At 44.2% G+C, this 15,935-nt stretch carries 16 protein-coding genes and 2 tRNA genes; 5 read left to right on the forward strand and 13 right to left on the reverse strand.

What is annotated here, in order from left to right; all coding sequences use genetic code 11:
- Positions 1 to 17 precede the first annotated feature (17 nt).
- The 5 genes from clpX to DXD06_RS13755 form a co-directional block, all read right to left on the reverse strand.
- Positions 18 to 1,304 carry an ATP-dependent Clp protease ATP-binding subunit ClpX gene (clpX, locus tag DXD06_RS13735; protein ID WP_055067300.1) on the reverse strand — a complete coding sequence of 429 codons (1,287 nt, stop codon included), beginning with the start codon at positions 1,302 to 1,304 and terminating at the stop codon, positions 18 to 20.
- 60 nt (positions 1,305 to 1,364) lie between these two features.
- Positions 1,365 to 1,946 carry an ATP-dependent Clp endopeptidase proteolytic subunit ClpP gene (clpP, locus tag DXD06_RS13740; protein WP_022046240.1) on the reverse strand — a complete coding sequence of 194 codons (582 nt, stop codon included), beginning with the start codon at positions 1,944 to 1,946 and terminating at the stop codon, positions 1,365 to 1,367.
- Positions 1,947 to 2,057: 111 nt separating this feature from the next.
- The gene (gene tig / locus DXD06_RS13745; protein ID WP_117832555.1) at positions 2,058 to 3,392 is read right to left on the reverse strand and encodes a trigger factor; all 1,335 of its coding nucleotides are present in this window, start codon (positions 3,390 to 3,392) and stop codon (positions 2,058 to 2,060) included.
- A gap of 209 nt (positions 3,393 to 3,601) precedes the next feature.
- The gene (locus DXD06_RS13750) at positions 3,602 to 3,817 is read right to left on the reverse strand and encodes an alpha/beta-type small acid-soluble spore protein (RefSeq protein ID WP_022046238.1); all 216 of its coding nucleotides are present in this window, start codon (positions 3,815 to 3,817) and stop codon (positions 3,602 to 3,604) included.
- 168 nt (positions 3,818 to 3,985) lie between these two features.
- Positions 3,986 to 4,534 (reverse strand): DJ-1 family glyoxalase III, encoded by a 549-nt coding sequence (locus DXD06_RS13755; RefSeq protein WP_117832557.1) that lies wholly within the window; start codon positions 4,532 to 4,534, stop codon positions 3,986 to 3,988.
- A gap of 145 nt (positions 4,535 to 4,679) precedes the next feature.
- Between DXD06_RS13755 and DXD06_RS13760 the strand changes: the two genes are divergently transcribed.
- Together DXD06_RS13760 and DXD06_RS13765 are read left to right on the forward strand one after the other, a co-directional pair.
- Positions 4,680 to 5,555, forward strand: a complete 876-nt coding sequence (locus DXD06_RS13760) for a LysR family transcriptional regulator (RefSeq protein ID WP_117832559.1) — start codon at positions 4,680 to 4,682, stop codon at positions 5,553 to 5,555.
- A gap of 13 nt (positions 5,556 to 5,568) precedes the next feature.
- Positions 5,569 to 6,021 (forward strand): CYTH domain-containing protein, encoded by a 453-nt coding sequence (locus tag DXD06_RS13765; RefSeq protein WP_055067297.1) that lies wholly within the window; start codon positions 5,569 to 5,571, stop codon positions 6,019 to 6,021.
- Here the strand turns inward: DXD06_RS13765 and DXD06_RS13770 are convergent, their stop codons facing one another.
- Both DXD06_RS13770 and DXD06_RS13775 read right to left on the reverse strand, forming a co-directional pair.
- Positions 6,022 to 6,585, reverse strand: coding sequence for a DUF1653 domain-containing protein (locus tag DXD06_RS13770; protein ID WP_055261596.1), 564 nt, complete (start codon positions 6,583 to 6,585; stop codon positions 6,022 to 6,024).
- An 18-nt stretch (positions 6,586 to 6,603) separates the two neighbouring features.
- The gene (locus tag DXD06_RS13775) at positions 6,604 to 7,329 is read right to left on the reverse strand and encodes a hypothetical protein (protein WP_117832561.1); all 726 of its coding nucleotides are present in this window, start codon (positions 7,327 to 7,329) and stop codon (positions 6,604 to 6,606) included.
- A 97-nt stretch (positions 7,330 to 7,426) separates the two neighbouring features.
- Between DXD06_RS13775 and DXD06_RS13780 the strand changes: the two genes are divergently transcribed.
- Positions 7,427 to 7,723 (forward strand): hypothetical protein, encoded by a 297-nt coding sequence (locus DXD06_RS13780; protein ID WP_055067294.1) that lies wholly within the window; start codon positions 7,427 to 7,429, stop codon positions 7,721 to 7,723.
- 71 nt (positions 7,724 to 7,794) lie between these two features.
- Here DXD06_RS13780 and DXD06_RS13785 read toward each other — a convergent pair whose 3' ends face one another.
- From DXD06_RS13785 to DXD06_RS13810, 6 genes are all read right to left on the reverse strand, one after another.
- The gene (locus DXD06_RS13785) at positions 7,795 to 9,528 is read right to left on the reverse strand and encodes a peptide ABC transporter substrate-binding protein (RefSeq protein ID WP_117832563.1); all 1,734 of its coding nucleotides are present in this window, start codon (positions 9,526 to 9,528) and stop codon (positions 7,795 to 7,797) included.
- A gap of 52 nt (positions 9,529 to 9,580) precedes the next feature.
- Positions 9,581 to 10,633, reverse strand: coding sequence for an ABC transporter ATP-binding protein (locus DXD06_RS13790; protein ID WP_055067293.1), 1,053 nt, complete (start codon positions 10,631 to 10,633; stop codon positions 9,581 to 9,583).
- Positions 10,623 to 11,639: an ABC transporter ATP-binding protein gene (locus tag DXD06_RS13795; protein ID WP_022046526.1), complete on the reverse strand. Its 1,017-nt coding sequence runs from the start codon at positions 11,637 to 11,639 to the stop codon at positions 10,623 to 10,625. Before DXD06_RS13795 ends, DXD06_RS13790 begins: the two co-directional genes overlap by 11 nt.
- A 12-nt stretch (positions 11,640 to 11,651) precedes the next feature.
- Positions 11,652 to 12,740, reverse strand: coding sequence for an ABC transporter permease (locus tag DXD06_RS13800; protein WP_330418218.1), 1,089 nt, complete (start codon positions 12,738 to 12,740; stop codon positions 11,652 to 11,654).
- A gap of 24 nt (positions 12,741 to 12,764) precedes the next feature.
- A complete protein-coding gene (locus DXD06_RS13805) occupies positions 12,765 to 13,676 on the reverse strand; it encodes an ABC transporter permease (RefSeq protein WP_022044917.1) in 912 nt (303 codons plus the stop codon).
- A gap of 348 nt (positions 13,677 to 14,024) precedes the next feature.
- Positions 14,025 to 14,098: transfer RNA gene (locus tag DXD06_RS13810), tRNA-Ile, on the reverse strand.
- A gap of 168 nt (positions 14,099 to 14,266) precedes the next feature.
- Here DXD06_RS13810 and DXD06_RS13815 point away from each other — a divergent pair.
- Together DXD06_RS13815 and DXD06_RS13820 are read left to right on the forward strand one after the other, a co-directional pair.
- A tRNA-Leu gene (locus tag DXD06_RS13815) sits at positions 14,267 to 14,346 on the forward strand.
- Between the two features lie 79 nt (positions 14,347 to 14,425).
- Positions 14,426 to 15,793 (forward strand): MATE family efflux transporter, encoded by a 1,368-nt coding sequence (locus tag DXD06_RS13820; RefSeq protein ID WP_117832565.1) that lies wholly within the window; start codon positions 14,426 to 14,428, stop codon positions 15,791 to 15,793.
- Positions 15,794 to 15,935: the final 142 nt, after the last annotated feature.

The following is a 15,935-nucleotide window of genomic DNA, read 5'->3' on the forward strand; positions in this document are numbered from 1 at the left end:
AGACGCATCCGGTCTTTTTATGAAGCAAGTTCTTCTTTTACTTCTTTCTTCGGGTCCTGCTCAATTCCAAGAATCTCTTCTCCATCTAAAGCAAGATTGTTTTCCACCATCTTTTTATCTACCACACACTTGCTGATGGAATCATCCGATGGGACACGATACATCAGATCCAGCATTACCGCTTCCATGATGGCACGCAGTCCACGCGCTCCGGTTTTGCGCTCTAATGCCTTATCTGCAATTGCTTCGATTGCGCTGTCCTCAAATTCCAATCCTACCCCATCCAGCTCCAGAAGTCTGGTATACTGTTTGATCAGAGAATTCTTTGGCTCTTTTAAAATACGGATCAATGCGTCGCGATCCAGCGAATCTAAAGATACGGTAATCGGCACACGTCCGATAAACTCCGGAATCAGTCCAAACTTCACAAAATCCTGTGGCAGTGCACGCTTAAATGCATCCCCCACATTGATGTCAGACTTTGACTTCACCTCTGCATTAAATCCGATCGCAGAAGCGTCCATACGTGCCTCTACAATTTTCTCCAGACCATCAAATGCTCCGCCGCAAATAAACAGAATATTTGTCGTATCAATCGGAATCAGTTCCTGCTGCGGATGTTTACGTCCTCCCTGTGGCGGAACCGATGCAACCGTTCCTTCCAGAATCTTAAGTAATGCCTGCTGAACACCCTCTCCGGATACGTCTCTCGTGATGGATACATTCTCCGATTTCTTTGTGATCTTATCGATCTCGTCAATATAGATAATGCCGTGCTGTGCACGCTCCACATCATAATCTGCAGCCTGAATCAGCTTCAAAAGAATGTTCTCTACATCCTCTCCCACATAACCGGCCTCTGTCAGTGTCGTAGCATCTGCAATTGCAAACGGTACATTAAGTACACGGGCAAGTGTCTGCGCCAGAAGCGTCTTTCCAGAACCGGTCGGTCCCAGCATCAGAATATTGCTTTTCTGAAGTTCCACATCATTTTCCTGATCTGCAAGCACTCTCTTATAATGATTGTATACCGCAACCGAAAGTACCTTTTTTGCCTGATCCTGCCCGATTACATAATCGTCCAGAAACGCTTTCATTTCTTCCGGTTTAATCAGATTGATTTCTTCCTTTGCAGAAGCCGGAGCTTTTTCTTCCAGATTCTCTTCCTCAATGATCTCTGCGCAGATATCTACACACTCATCACAGATAAATGCACCATTTGGACCTGAAATCATTCTTCCGACCTGATCCTGTGTTTTTCCGCAAAAAGAGCAGCGGATTTTGCCATCATTCTTTCCTGCCATAATTTATTTACTCCTATAAATGAAAAATACCTCCGGCAATGACCGGAGGTTTCCACATAACTATCTATTCGTGATCACTCCATCGATCAAGCCGTAATCTGCAGCTTCCTGCGCGGACATATAATTGTCACGTTCCGTATCTGCTGCAATTGTCTCATATGGCTTACCGGTGTTTGCAGCAAGAATTTCATTCAAACGTTTCTTTGTCTTTAAAATATTCTCTGCCGCAATCTGAATCTCTGTTGCCTGTCCTTTTGCACCACCGGAAGGCTGATGAATCATGATTTCTGAATTAGGGAGTGCAAAACGTTTTCCCTTTGTACCACCTGCCAGAAGAAATGCACCCATGCTGGCTGCAAGCCCGATACAGATGGTTGATACATCACATTTGATATACTGCATGGTATCATAAATCGCCATACCTGCAGTAACCATTCCACCCGGAGAATTGATATATAACTGAATATCTTTGTTTGGATCTTCGGATTCCAGAAACAGAAGCTGTGCAACAACCAGACTTGCAGTTGTCTCATTTACTTCTTCCCCTAAAAAGATAATTCTGTCTTTTAACAGACGGGAATAAATATCATAATTTCTCTCGCCCCTGCTGGTCTGTTCAATGACATAAGGTACTAAACTCATAGAAAAATCGCCTCCTGTATTTATTACATGCATCCTGCGATGCACCTCAATGAACAAAAGACCAGTCTGGTATTCTCCCAGACCAGTCCTTCTCTGTCGTAGTTTTCGATATTAAGCCTCTGCTGTCTCAGCTTCTTTTTCTTTCTTTGTCTTAGCCTTTGCTCTTTCTTTGATGTTGTCCATGATCAGTTCAACTGCCTTTGTGATGGCAAGTTCTCTCTTCATGGATTCTTTCTCGCCTTCACCCATGTACTCTTTGAGCTTATCAGCTTCCATACCGTAATTCTTTGCCATCTTCTCGATCTCTGCATCTACATCTGCGTCAGATACTTCGATGTTTTCCTCTTTTGCAATCTGCTCTAATACAAGACTGCTCTGGATACGGGTAAGAGCTTCCGGACGAACCTGCTCCTTTAATCCGTCTACGGTAAGACCGGAGAACTGTAAGTACTGATCCATGGAAAGACCGCTCTGTGCGATTCTCTGAGCGAATTCCTCGATCATTGTCTCACACTGTGTATCGATCATTGCCTCCGGAATCTCCATCTTTGACTTGTCAATGATCTTCTGGATGGCTTCGTCTTCCTTTGTACGCTTTGCTTCATCCTGTTTCTTCTTCTCTAAGTCTTTCTTTAAGCTTTCCTTGTACTCAGCTAATGTATCAAACTCAGATACATCCTTTGCGAACTCATCATCAAGCTCCGGAAGTTCCTTTGCTTTGATCTCGTTGATCTTAACCTTGAATGTAGCCGGCTTTCCTGCCAGATCAGCAGCCTGATACTGCTCCGGGAAAGTAACATTTACATCTACTTCATCGCCAACATTCTTTCCAACCAGCTGATCCTCAAATGTATCAATAAAGGTGTGGGAACCGATCTCTAATGAATGATTTTCTCCCTTACCGCCCTCAAATGCAACACCGTCTACAAATCCTTCAAAATCGATCACAGCGGTATCTCCCTGTGCAACCGGTCTGTCTGTTACATTGATGGTTCTTGCATTGTTATTGCGTTCTTTTTCCAGAGCTTCGTCTACTTCTTCATCGGATACAGAAGTATCGATCTTTGTAACGGTCACTCCCATGTATTTGCCAAGTGTAACTTCAGGCTTTACAGCAACTTCAGCTGTGAAAATAAAAGGCTTGCCCTTTTCAATCTGTACAACGTCAACGGTCGGACGTGACACAATATCAATTCCGCTTTCGTCAACAGCTGCTGCATAATTCTGCTGCATCAGAGCGTTTGCTGCATCCTCATAGAATACGTCAACTCCATACATCTTCTCGATCATGGCTCTCGGAACTTTTCCTTTACGGAATCCCGGAACACTGATCTGCTTCTTCTGCTTCTGGTAAGCTGACTCAAGTGCTTTCTCCAGATCCTCTGCTGAAACCTCGATGGTAAGTTTCGCCATATTCTTCTCTAAATTTTCAACCTGTACACTCATCTTAATTGTTTCCTCCTTATATATATCAATTCCATGTACGATCTATTTTTCCGTGATGGTACAAACAGGCATACTACGACCACCACAGTCATTTAAGCATTATAGCATACGAAATACATATTTGCCAAGTGTTTTTTTATTTCCTATAATAAAAACAGCGTATGGCCTGTAAAAAGCCATACGCTGTTTTGTTTTCCGGCAGAAAGTCCTTATTTCATCTGTTCTTCCTGCTTCATGATCATCTTCTTGACCATTTCTCCACCAATAGAACCTGCCTGTTTGGAAGTCAGATCCCCATTGTATCCATCTTTTAAAGGTACTCCAAGCTCGCTTGCAACCTCTTCCTTAAAACGCTTCATTGCGTCCTTTGCCTCCGGTACTGCCATACGGTTTGTACCGCTTGATGAATTGTTGTTACCTGCCATAGTTCTTCACCTCCTGTATTTTATATGCCTGCATAAAAAAAGCCGGCCTGCACACAAGAAGGCAGGTCGGCTTTTTGGGTCAACTTGCTGTTCTCATGTGCCTGAGTATAGTGTGACCAGAACCAGAGGAATTATGAGAACAAAAAGCTGACAATTTCTGGAACCTGTTTATGCGTATACAAGTCCGGCTTTTACATGTTCTATGGTTGCATCATCGGTAAAATAACGGGCAACTGCAAGACCAAACGGTACGGCAGTTCCCATGCCGCGGCTTGTAATCACATTTCCATCACATACTACCGGGGAAAAGAATACTTCTGCTCCGGTCAGTTTTTCTTCAAATCCCGGATGACACGCAGCTTTCTTCCCATTTAAAATTCCGGCCTGTCCCAGCACACTCGGTGCTGCGCAGATTGCCGCAACAAGTTTTCCTTCTTTTGCAAACTCACGGATCACCTGACTGACCGTATCATCTTCTCCCAGATGAACCGTTCCCGGCATACCGCCCGGCAGAATGATCCCGTCATACGCGGAAAAGTCAGCCTCCTCTTTTGTCGTGTCTGTCATAAATGTCACATTGCGGGAACTGGTCACCTGCTTTGTTCCGTTGATGGAAATCATGTCAATTTCAAGTTTTGCACGGCGCACAATATCCACAACCGTCAGTGCTTCTACTTCTTCACATCCGTCTGCAATAAAAATTCCAAGTCTGCTCATATTTATCATTCTCCTTTTCGGTAATTGCTATGATCTATTGTAGCAATTTCTTACAAAAACGACAAGCACACAATCGGAGGATTTCCATTTGACTCACCTGCCATTTTTGTATTATACTTTCGATAGTTTATGAGGAGGGAATATCATGACTTTAGATTATTACCGCATTTTCTATTATGTTGCCCGTTATAAAAGCTTTTCCAACGCGGCAGAAATGCTCGGAAGTAACCAGCCCAACATCACCCGCTGTATGAATATTCTGGAAAATGAGCTTGACTGCAAACTGCTGATCCGTTCCCACAAAGGGATTCAGCTGACAACCGAGGGCGAGCACCTGTTCCGTCACGTTGCCATTGCAATTGAACAGCTCACCTATGGAGAAAAAGAAATTATCAAAAACAAGAGCCTTGAAAGCGGGCAGATCAATATCGGCATCAGTGAAACCGCCATGCGTCTGTACCTTTTAGACAAACTGCAGGAATTTCATAAAGATTATCCACATGTCCGTCTGAAAATTTCCAATCATTCCACCCCGCAGGCCATTGATGCCTTAGAAAAAGGTCTGGTTGATATCTCCATGGTCACCTCTCCTTTGGAAATCCGAAAACCTTTGCGTAAAACCGCACTGCGCAGCTATCATGATATCCTCATCGGAGGCAGTGCTTACAAAGCAATCGCCAGCCGGAAGCGTTCTCTGAAAGAACTCGAAGATTATTCCTTTGTTTCTCTGATTTCCGGCACTGGAACAAGTGATCTGTATATCCGCTTTTTCTATGAAAACCATATGCGTTTTTCTCCGGATATGGAAGTTGCCACGACAGACCAGATTCTTCCTATGGTGCGCAGTAATCTCGGCATCGGTTTCTGCCCGGAAGGAATTGCCAGACCCGCTGTAGAACGCGGGGAAGTGTATGAGATTCTGTTAGAAGAAGAAATCCCGGAACGTCAGATCACACTCGTAGAAGACAGTGGAAAACCACAAAGTATCGCTGTACAAAAACTATTAACTTATTTTAAATGAGGAATTCTATAAAATGGAAATCGAACGAAAATATCTGGTAAAAACATTACCTGAGCACTTAGAACAATATCAAAGTAAAAAAATCGCACAGGGATACCTGTGTACGGCACCGGTGGTACGTATCCGCCGCTCCAACGATGATTATTATCTCACCTATAAAGGGGAAGGCCTTATGGTGCGGGAAGAATACAATCTACCGCTCACCAAAGAAGCCTACGAACACCTGCTTTTAAAAATCGACGGACTTCTGATAGCAAAAACCCGCTATCTGATTCCATTAAACGATCATCTGACTGCAGAACTGGATATCTTTGAAAAAGATCTCGCTCCGCTTTCTCTCGTAGAAGTGGAATTTGACTCCATAGAAGAAGCCGATCGCTTCACCGCACCGGACTGGTTCGGAGAAGACGTGACCAATTCCGGAAAATACCATAACAGTTATTTAAGTCAGCACGGACTGCGCTAATCAGCGCAGCCGGTTGGCAAATTCATACTGTTGTCTGGTCCGGATCACATACCTTAAATCGTCATATCTCTTATCCAAATCTCCCTCCGGAATCACGGTATCCATCACAACCGCCATCGTATCGATCATACTGTCTGTAATAACATCCCTCATGGACGTCAGAATATTATATTTTTCATCAAAACTGTCTGACTCCAGAAACTCCATGAGTTTCGGTTCCACCTCCGGTTGTGTCTGGTCCGGCGTCACGGCATTTTCCGCTGTTGCTTTCTGCATAACAGGCTGCGCCGTCTCTGCCTTTGGTTCTGCGTTTTTCCCGGTTTCTTCCATCGACTCATCCACACGCTCAAACCGGTATTTCTGATGTACATCCGGATACCTGACATGATCCACTTCACTCACAAACATGGAAAGCGGTCTTGCATACACGCCAAAACTTCCATATAACGCCTGATAAATCACCAGTTCCTCTCCCGTTTCGGAATGTTTTGCAATGGTAATCACCTGATATAGTTTATTTTTAAAGTGCCGGTATTTTTCTCCCGGCAATGGTCTGCGTTCCATAGGAATCCTCCTGTTTCTTTATTCTTCCATCATCTGTTCTAAAATATGTTCCGGATGTGCACCAAAAAAGATCTGCAGCGTTTCATATTTTTTTCTGCTGCCACGGTCTGTTGCAGTTTCATATATATGTTTCTGCTCTCCGGCACCGGAAATACCTGATTCCAAAAGCTGCAGAATCGGTCGCCGGAACTCACATTCATATAAATATGTAATCTTCGACAGCTTCTCTGCCGGCGGCAGCTGCGCGAGTTCCTGATCCGATCCAAACTGATAATAAAATGTAAGTGCCGCAATCTCCGGTTCCTCTTTTTCCAGATTTTCCTTAAGAAGCGCGAGCAGATTTTCAATTTCACTCTGCAACAGAAGTTTCTGATCCGGGGCATTCAACGCTTTCGTTCCCAGCCGCAGAATCGTATCGTACGTGGAATGAAACTCCTGATCTTCTTTGCTGACCAGAAATTCATGATCAAAACTGTTCTGCATCTGACGAAGATCTTTTAAAAGTCTGCCGAATTCCTTTCCGTCTACCGATTGCGCAGTGGTAAGCATATGTTCCATCAGCTGTGCATCTTCCTGCACACGCTTTGTCTGCTCTCTGCATCGCCGGTAGCGATCCTCCTGCTCACTTTTTTTCTTTTTCAGCTTGTCATACATTTTCTGCCAGCTGCGAAATGCCCCCATATCACAATCCACTGCTGCCAGTGCAGATTTTACATTTTCAACAAAATCATTTCTCCCAAACATATTTTTTCACCTTCGTTCAAACACTCTAACAGACATTATACCAAAATTAATGGAAATGTGTTACAATTATTACAAAATAATGAAACTGGGAGATACTATGTTAACATCTGACGAAGTATTAAACTTAAATTATTACAAAAAAACGAGCTATACCGGCTGGATCAACGGCATGCGTTTTCTGATCAGACGGGAAGCCCCCGAGGAAGGGGACGCCTTTTTTCATGCATGGGTCTGGCCCGGTCCTCTTATCTTTTCCCTGACGGATGATTCCCTCAAAACGGATTTTACTGCGCCCTTTACAAACGAAGGCAAGCAGCAGGTCGTTGACTGGATTAACGCACAGTATGAGGATCATCCGGAAAAATGGTCACATGAGAAAAAAAATCTGTATTAACAAAACACAAAAACTCCGGGAGCCTTTCCCGGAGTTTTCATGTTTCTCATCGCGGTTGTATCCGGATGATTTTATTTGTCTTTTGTTGCATACATAAAGTACTTCATACCATAGATGGTAGAGTAAATGCCCTTGATATTTGACTTTAACATATAAATATCATTGTAGTAGTAAATCGGCATTACTGCACCGGTATCCATCAGCATATCCTCTGCCTGATGCATCAGATCCACACGTTTGGAGAAATCAGCAGTTGTACGGATCTCTTTGATCAGCTTATTATAATCTGTCCAGTCCGGTGCAGAATCGGAAGGCTTGTCTCCCTTTCCAAGCTGCATATCGTTGTTACCAGAATCCGTTGTAAAGAGTTCTAACATATTGATCGGGTCGTTGTAATCTGCCAGCCATCCCTCGCGGGCGATGGTAAAGTTGCCGGACTTACGGTCTTCAATAAATACATTCCAGTCTTCCGACTTAATCTCCATATTGATCCCCAGCAGTGCGAAATCCTGCTGCAGGGACTCCCCAACTGCAATATGCGTACTGTCATCGTTGGTCAGGAACGTCATGGAAATTGCCGGATCACACTTGTATGAACCATCTCCGTTATCCGTAAATGTATAACCGGCACTTTCCAGCAGCTTCTTTGCTTCCTCTACCTGGTCTGCACCTGTCTTGTCTGCATCATAGTAGCTTGTATCATCGGTCTTGAATACTCCGCCGTTACCGTCTGACATACCTGCCGGTACGAAAGAATCTGCGGCAATCTGTCCGGTCTGTCCTACATTCTCCACGATAAACTCACGATCAATCAGCAGGTTCATTGCTTTACGCATAGATGCTGCCTGCTCTACGGTCTTTCCGTCAAAAATCGGGTCGTTTACGTTAAAACCAACATAATAAGTTCCAAGGTTTGGAATGATATGGAAATCAGAGTTCTTTCCATTTAATGTTGAAATCTCATCGTTTGGAACGGTATCTACAAAGTCAAGGTCTCCACTATTGTATGCTGCATAGGTTGCAGTATCATCTGCACTCAGCATGATGTGGATCTCATCCATAGTTACATTGTCTGCATCGTAATACTTCGGGTTCTTTACATAAACCATGCTCTCGTTGTGCTTCCATGATTTTAATGTATAAGCACCGTTTGATACAAAGCCAGCCTCCTGACACCACTTACCCGGATTCTTTCCATCAGGATCCGCTTTTTCCACATCCTTCTGGTATACCGGGAAATAAGTAGGAAATGCCATCAGGTCATTGAAATACGGGCATGGATTGGTCAGTGTAATTTTTAACGTATAATCATCAGTTGCCTCTACAGCAAGTGAGCCGTCATCATTTCTTGCAATAATATCAAACAGATACGCATAATCAGCTGCTGTTTTTTCATCCGCAGCACGGTTCCAGCTGTATACGAAGTCGTTTGCTGTTACCTCTTCCCCGTTGCTCCACTGGGATTTTATCATCTTTACCGTATAAACAGTTTCATCATCGGATACTTCCGGCATATCAGATGCCAGCTGTGGAATCAGCTTGCCGTCCTTGTCGTAGGTATAAAGACCCGCGAAAGAATTCACGATCATACATCCACCATCTACGGCAGAGTTCAGTGCCGGATCGATGGATTGTGGCTCGGAAGCAAGGTTAATGCTTATCTGGTTGTCCGGTGTTTTACTTACACTGGAAGCCATTGCTTCGGTTCCGTCCGTCTTTGCAGAGTTTCCTTTTGATGAACCACATGCAGCTACGCTAAGAGCCATTGCAGCAACCAGCATGATTGATACAAGTTTCTTCTTCATAATTGTTCCTCCTGAAAATTATTTATATGTTTCACCCTTGCGGGAAAAAACCTTATTTATTCCAGCATGCAACCATATGACCATTCCCCCTGTCGGTCAGCTGCGGCATCTCCTGACCGCATTTTTCCGTTGCATACTTACATCTTGTACGGAATGGACATCCGGTTGGCATTTTCAGTGGACTCGGAACATCCCCCTCCAGCACGATTCTATGACTTTTTCTTGCTGTCTCCGGATCCGGAATCGGAACTGCGGACAGCAGACTCAGTGTATATGGATGTATCGGATTTGCATTTAACTCATCTGCATCCGCAATTTCCATCATCTTTCCCAGATACATAACCGCAATCCGGTCGGAAATATGATGTACAACCAACAGGTCATGTGCGATAAACAAATAGGCAACTCCAAGTTTTTCCTGTAATTCCTCAAACATATTGACAACCTGCGCCTGAATGGAAACATCCAGTGCAGATACCGCCTCATCACAGACAATAAATTTCGGATTTACCGCAAGTGCACGGGCAATTCCGATACGCTGGCGCTGTCCACCGGAAAACTCATGCGCATAACGCATGGCATGCTCTGCATTCAGACCGACCAGCTCCATCAGATCGAGAATCTTTTCACGACGCTCTTTTCTATTTCTGTAGAGTTTATGCACATCCAAAGGTTCCCCGATAATATCTTCCACCGTCATACGTGGATTTAATGATGAATACGGGTCTTGGAATACCATCTGCATTTCCTTGCGGTACGGCATCATATTGACATCTACTTTTTTGCCCATAACCGGCTTTCCGTTTGCATCAACGATCATTTTTCCGTTTTCATCATACTGTTCTCCACTGTCAAAGAGAACTTTTCCGTCAAACGTAATCTTACCTGCCGTCGGCTGATACAGGCGAAGCAGTGTACGGCCTACTGTTGTCTTTCCACAGCCGGACTCACCAACCAGACCAAGTGTTTCTCCCGGGCGGATGGCAAAGGAAATATCGTCCACTGCTTTCAGCGGAATGGTGCTAAAACCCTGATGCACCGGAAAATACTGCTTCAAATGTTCTACTTCCAGCAGATAATCATTGTTTTTCTTTTCACTGCTCATTGCTGCCGCCCTCCTGTGCTTCATAGATTTCTTTTACATTCATCCAGCAGCTCGCCAGATGGTCTTCGCCCACGCGGAACTCCGCTGGCTGCTGTTTTAAGCAGATCTTCATTGCCGACTCACAACGTGGACAAAACGCACAGCCCTCCGGCATCTGGAGCAGATTGATCGGAGTTCCGCCGATTGGGATGAGTTTTTCGTTCATATTGTCTGCCTTTGGGATGGAGCGGAGCAGTCCTTTGGTGTACTCATGTGCCGGATGATAGAAAATGGCATCCGCTGTGCCCCGCTCACAGACACGTCCACCATACATGACAATAATCTCATCACACATACTTGCAATAACACCCAGATCATGGGTTACCATGATGATCGCCATACCGAGCTTCTTCTGCAGATCCTGCATCAGTTCAAGGATCTGCGCCTGAATGGTCACATCAAGTGCCGTAGTCGGCTCATCTGCGATCAGAATATCCGGTTCACAGACCAGTGCCATGGCAATCATCACACGCTGGCGCATACCACCGGATAACTCATGCGGATACTGTTTCAGACGGCTTTCCGGCTCATTGACACCAACCAGTGTTAACATTTCAATGGCGCGCTCACGCGCCTGTTTTTTATCCTTGTCTGTGTGGAGCAGAATTGCCTCCATCAACTGATTTCCAATCGTAAATACCGGATTCAGGCTTGTCATCGGATCCTGGAAAATGATCGAGCACTTTTCCCCCCGGAACTTCTGCATCTGCTTTTCGTTCCACTTGGAGATATCCTCGCCGCGGTAAAGTACCTCTCCTCCAGTAATTTTTCCGGTTTCCGCAAGAATCTGCATGATGGAATATGACGTTACCGATTTACCGGAACCGGACTCTCCTACGATTCCCAGTGTCTTACCTGGTTCCAAATTAAAGGAGACACCGTTTACGGCACGGACTTCTCCAGCATCGGTTGCAAAGCTGGTATGAAGATCTTTTACTTGTAATATATATTTATTTTCTTCGCTCATTTGCTTATCTCCTTAATTCAGTTTTGAATCAAATGCATCTCTTAATCCATCGCCCAGAAGGTTCAATGCCAGCACGATCAGACAGATCAGCACTGCCGGAATAACCAGACGATAAGGATACGACTGCATAGCCGAACGCGCATCGTTTGCCAGACTTCCCAGAGAAGTCAGCGGTGCACTGACTCCCAGACCGAGGAAACTTAAGTAACTCTCAGTAAAGATAGCACTTGGCACCTGCAGCGCGGTCGTAATGATGATAACAGATAAACAGTTTGGCAGAATATGACGTGTCAGGATACGACTGTTCTTGGTACCAATACAGCGAGCTGCCAGTACATATTCGTTGTTTTTAATTGTAAGAATCTGTCCACGGATCAGACGCGCCATACTTACCCAGTAAAGCAATCCAAACACAATAAACATGGATATCATATTGGTTCCGAGTTTTTCAAACATGGTTCCCTCAATCAATGGCTTTAACCGTTCCTGAAACACAACCGAAAGCAGAATGATAATGAGCATATCCGGCAAGGAATACACAATATCCACGATACGCATCATGATCAGATCCACTTTTCCACCAAAATATCCCGCAACCGAACCATAAACCAGTCCAATGATAAGTACCATGATTGCAGCGATCACACCAACCGAAAGGCTGACTCTCGTACCGTAAATCACACGGATAAAGTAATCACGGCTTAAGTTATCGGTTCCGAAAATATGCGGAAACAGTTTCTCGCCGGTACGATCCATATACTGCTGCTCTAATTTCGAGTACTCAAACGGTGCCATATTGGCTGCGGTCTTGTCACGCTTGCCGTCCACTGTAATGATATCCGAATAGCTGTATGGTACAAAAAACGGTGCAATAATGATCAGTGCCAGAATCAGAACCAGAATCACAATACTTCCCATTGCCAGCGGATTCTTTTTCAGACGTTTCATGCCATCTTTAAAAAATGTCGTTGACTCGCCCATGACATCCTGCTGCTTCTTCTCTTCTTCCGTTGCCTTTATAAAATCGCCCTTATTAAATTTACTTAAATCAATCTGTGCGGACAGCATCTGCCGCTTTTTTAATTTTTCATTTCCCTGCATTATTCTAAGTTCCTTCCTCCATCATTATTCAAATGTGATTCTTGGATCAATCAGTTTATATGCAATATCTGTAAGAAGATTTGCAACTACCATCAGAACCGCAAGGAAAATCGTGATTGCCATAATCATCGTGTAATCACGGTTGACAATGCTTGTTACGAATTCGGTTCCAAGACCACCAATGGTAAATATGTTCTCCACAACCATGGAACCTGTCAGAATATAGGCAACCATAGGACCAACATATGTTACAACCGGAATCAGGGCATTTTTCAGCGCATGCTTAAAAATAACTTTGAGCCGGTGCACGCCCTTTGCCCTTGCAGTACGGATATAATCCTGATTTAGCGCATCCAGCATACTTGTCTTTGTCAGACGCGTAATATATGCCATCGGATATGCCGCCAGTGCAATGATCGGGAGCAAATAATTCGGATTGCTCGAAGACCATACCGGAATCCATCCGAGTTTTAAACAAAATACAAGTAAAAGCAGCGTTGCCAGTACAAAAGACGGCATTGCCGTACCCAGTGTCGTGAAAAATACGATCAGACGATCCGGCAGTTTATTTCTTGTAAGTGCTGCGATACTGCCCAATATCACACCGATGATAATGGCAACAATTGCCGCAATTCCACCTAATTTTGCAGATACTGCAAACTTTCTGGAAATCTCTGTTCCGATATTTCTTCCACTGTGAAGTGAAACTCCCCAGTCGCCATGCAGCAGATTGTTCATATACAATACATACTGTTCCGGAACCGGCTTGTCCAGATTGTACCTTTCCTCCAATACCTGCTGTGCTTCCTTGCTGGTCGCTTTCTCCTTATTAAACGGTCCACCAGGAATCAGGTTCATTACGAAAAACGTAATGGCACTTACAATGAGTATTGATAATATCGCTAACAATACACGTTTTACTAGATATTTACTCATGTTCTTCTCTCCTACCTCTTATTGAGTATTTAGTAATTTCATCGTATTATCTCATTGCTTCATTAGCTCTGTAGCACGTTAAAGTGCTTCAAAAAAAAAGCACGTAAACATGCCCCCTTTGACATTATTTGCGTACCAATTTACCTCAATGGATCATACAAATGATAATTTGTATTATACCTTCATAAAATATTTTGTCAATATACAAAAAATGGGTATTGTATGCTTTGTACCTTATTTGTTACGGTTTGCAGGGTAATCTGTGAACTGTAACCCCTATTTATAATATTTTCTTCTTGTCAATAAAACAAAAAAGATGTCCGGTCATCCCAGACATCCTGTAGGATATGGGCTTAAGTGGACTCGAACCACCGACCTCACGCTTATCAGGCGTGCGCTCTAACCGGCTGAGCTATAAGCCCTTGTGCAAAACACGTAATATACAATACAATATTTTTTTCTATTCGTCAAGTAGTTTTCCCATAATTTTGTCATTTTTTTAAGCAAAAAGTAATTGACATCTGCACACAATGTCGTTATAGTTAGTAAAGTATCTTCTATAATAAAAGATACAAAAACTACATAAACTTGCGGGCATGGCGGAATTGGCAGACGCGCTAGATTTAGGTTCTAGTGGGAGACCGTGCAGGTTCAAGTCCTGTTGCCCGCACGAAAAGAGACTATCCTTACTGTTAGTCTCTTTCTTTGACTACAATTACAAATGAATAAGAGGTAAAGGAGATTTTACTATGAGAAAAGACATGACGATCGGAAATCCAATGAAGATCATTCTTCTTTTTTCCCTTCCGGTTCTGCTTGGAAATCTGTTCCAGCAGTTCTACAACATGGTAGACACCGTGATCGTAGGCCAGTATCTTGGGGAGGATGCACTGGCCGCCGTCGGTTCTACGGGCTGCCTGATGTTTCTGGTTCTCGGTTTCGCCAACGGAATTGCCCAGGGATTCGGTGTCATGGTATCCCATGCATTCGGTGCCAAAGACATGAAGCTTCTCCGTCATTACGTAGCACTTTCACTGCTTTTAACGGTTGTAATTTCCATGATTCTGACCGTTCCTACGGTTGCGTTTTCCCGCCAGCTGCTTCTGTGGCTGAATACTCCGGAAAATATCATCACACTGGCAAACCGGTACATCCGGGTCATCTTTGCCGGTATCTTTGCTACCATGGCATATAACGTAGCATCCGGTATTTTACGCGGGATCGGTGACAGCCGGACACCACTTTATTTTTTGATCCTGTCCAGCGGTCTCAATATTTTTCTGGACATCTTCCTTATTGTTGTGGTAAAACTCGGCACTGCCGGTGCCGCTTATGCCACCGTTATCTCGCAGGCGGTTTCCGCAGTTTTATGTTTCATCGTCATGTTCCGCAAACATGACATCCTGCGGACCACACGCGAAGATTATTACTGTGATTTTCATGAGATCCGCCGGATGCTGTCTGTGGGAATTCCGATGGCTTTAAACTATTCCATCACAGCAATCGGAACCATGATCCTGCAAAGTGCCGTCAACGTGTTTGGTTCCAGCGTGGTAGCTGCTTTTACTGCTGCTTCCAAAGTCAGCAACATTGCCACCCAGACCATGCCGACACTCGGTACAGCCATGGCAACCTACTGCGGACAGAATCTCGGTGCAGGAAAACATGACCGCATTTTCCGCGGTATGAAAGATGCATTTTATTTATGTTTCTTTGCAGCCGGAGCCGCCGCACTGCTCTGCTGCCTTGCCGGACCTACGATGGTCGGATGGTTCATCCACAACCCATCTGAACAGACACTGCACGCAGCAATGCAGTATCTGCACATTGCAAGTATTTTTATGCTGCCTCTGGCATGGATCTTTGTATACCGTAATGGTCTGCAGGGCTTAGACCGTGGTCTGGTTCCCATGCTCAGCGGTGTGCTTGAACTGTTCAGCCGTTATGCGGTTATCCTGATCGCCGCAAAGCCTTTTGGATACGTGGGTGTATGCAGTGCCGATGCTGCTGCCTGGCTGACCACCGGTATTTTACTGATTGTTACTTATATGATTTGGAAACATCGTGTCAAAAAACAGCTAAACGCAGAAAATGCCACCATGAACTGCATCAAATAACTATTCTTCCATGTCGGAAAAAGGGAGCGTCACCGCTCCCTTTTTATTTTATCTCATAAGTTGTTCCGGTCAAAAGGTATGATTGATGATACCTTTTGGATTCTTTTATCATCTGATTTATCCACAATAACCGTTATCTGCG

Source organism: Roseburia sp. TF10-5, assembly GCF_003462365.1.
In the GTDB taxonomy this organism is placed as follows: Bacteria; Bacillota; Clostridia; order Lachnospirales; family Lachnospiraceae; genus Roseburia; species Roseburia faecis.

Coding starts and splice junctions, on each gene's coding strand:
- DXD06_RS13760 (WP_117832559.1), top strand. CDS start 4,680: ATGACTTTAGATTATTACCGCATTTTCTATTATGTTGCCCGTTATAAA.
- DXD06_RS13750 (WP_022046238.1), bottom strand. CDS start 3,817: ATGGCAGGTAACAACAATTCATCAAGCGGTACAAACCGTATGGCAGTA.
- DXD06_RS13800 (WP_330418218.1), bottom strand. CDS start 12,740: ATGCAGGGAAATGAAAAATTAAAAAAGCGGCAGATGCTGTCCGCACAG.
- DXD06_RS13805 (WP_022044917.1), bottom strand. CDS start 13,676: ATGAGTAAATATCTAGTAAAACGTGTATTGTTAGCGATATTATCAATA.
- DXD06_RS13765 (WP_055067297.1), top strand. CDS start 5,569: ATGGAAATCGAACGAAAATATCTGGTAAAAACATTACCTGAGCACTTA.
- DXD06_RS13780 (WP_055067294.1), top strand. CDS start 7,427: ATGTTAACATCTGACGAAGTATTAAACTTAAATTATTACAAAAAAACG.
- DXD06_RS13755 (WP_117832557.1), bottom strand. CDS start 4,534: ATGAGCAGACTTGGAATTTTTATTGCAGACGGATGTGAAGAAGTAGAA.
- DXD06_RS13790 (WP_055067293.1), bottom strand. CDS start 10,633: ATGAGCAGTGAAAAGAAAAACAATGATTATCTGCTGGAAGTAGAACAT.
- clpP (WP_022046240.1), bottom strand. CDS start 1,946: ATGAGTTTAGTACCTTATGTCATTGAACAGACCAGCAGGGGCGAGAGA.
- DXD06_RS13775 (WP_117832561.1), bottom strand. CDS start 7,329: ATGTTTGGGAGAAATGATTTTGTTGAAAATGTAAAATCTGCACTGGCA.
- clpX (WP_055067300.1), bottom strand. CDS start 1,304: ATGGCAGGAAAGAATGATGGCAAAATCCGCTGCTCTTTTTGCGGAAAA.
- DXD06_RS13785 (WP_117832563.1), bottom strand. CDS start 9,528: ATGAAGAAGAAACTTGTATCAATCATGCTGGTTGCTGCAATGGCTCTT.
- DXD06_RS13820 (WP_117832565.1), top strand. CDS start 14,426: ATGAGAAAAGACATGACGATCGGAAATCCAATGAAGATCATTCTTCTT.
- DXD06_RS13770 (WP_055261596.1), bottom strand. CDS start 6,585: ATGGAACGCAGACCATTGCCGGGAGAAAAATACCGGCACTTTAAAAAT.
- DXD06_RS13795 (WP_022046526.1), bottom strand. CDS start 11,639: ATGAGCGAAGAAAATAAATATATATTACAAGTAAAAGATCTTCATACC.
- tig (WP_117832555.1), bottom strand. CDS start 3,392: ATGAGTGTACAGGTTGAAAATTTAGAGAAGAATATGGCGAAACTTACC.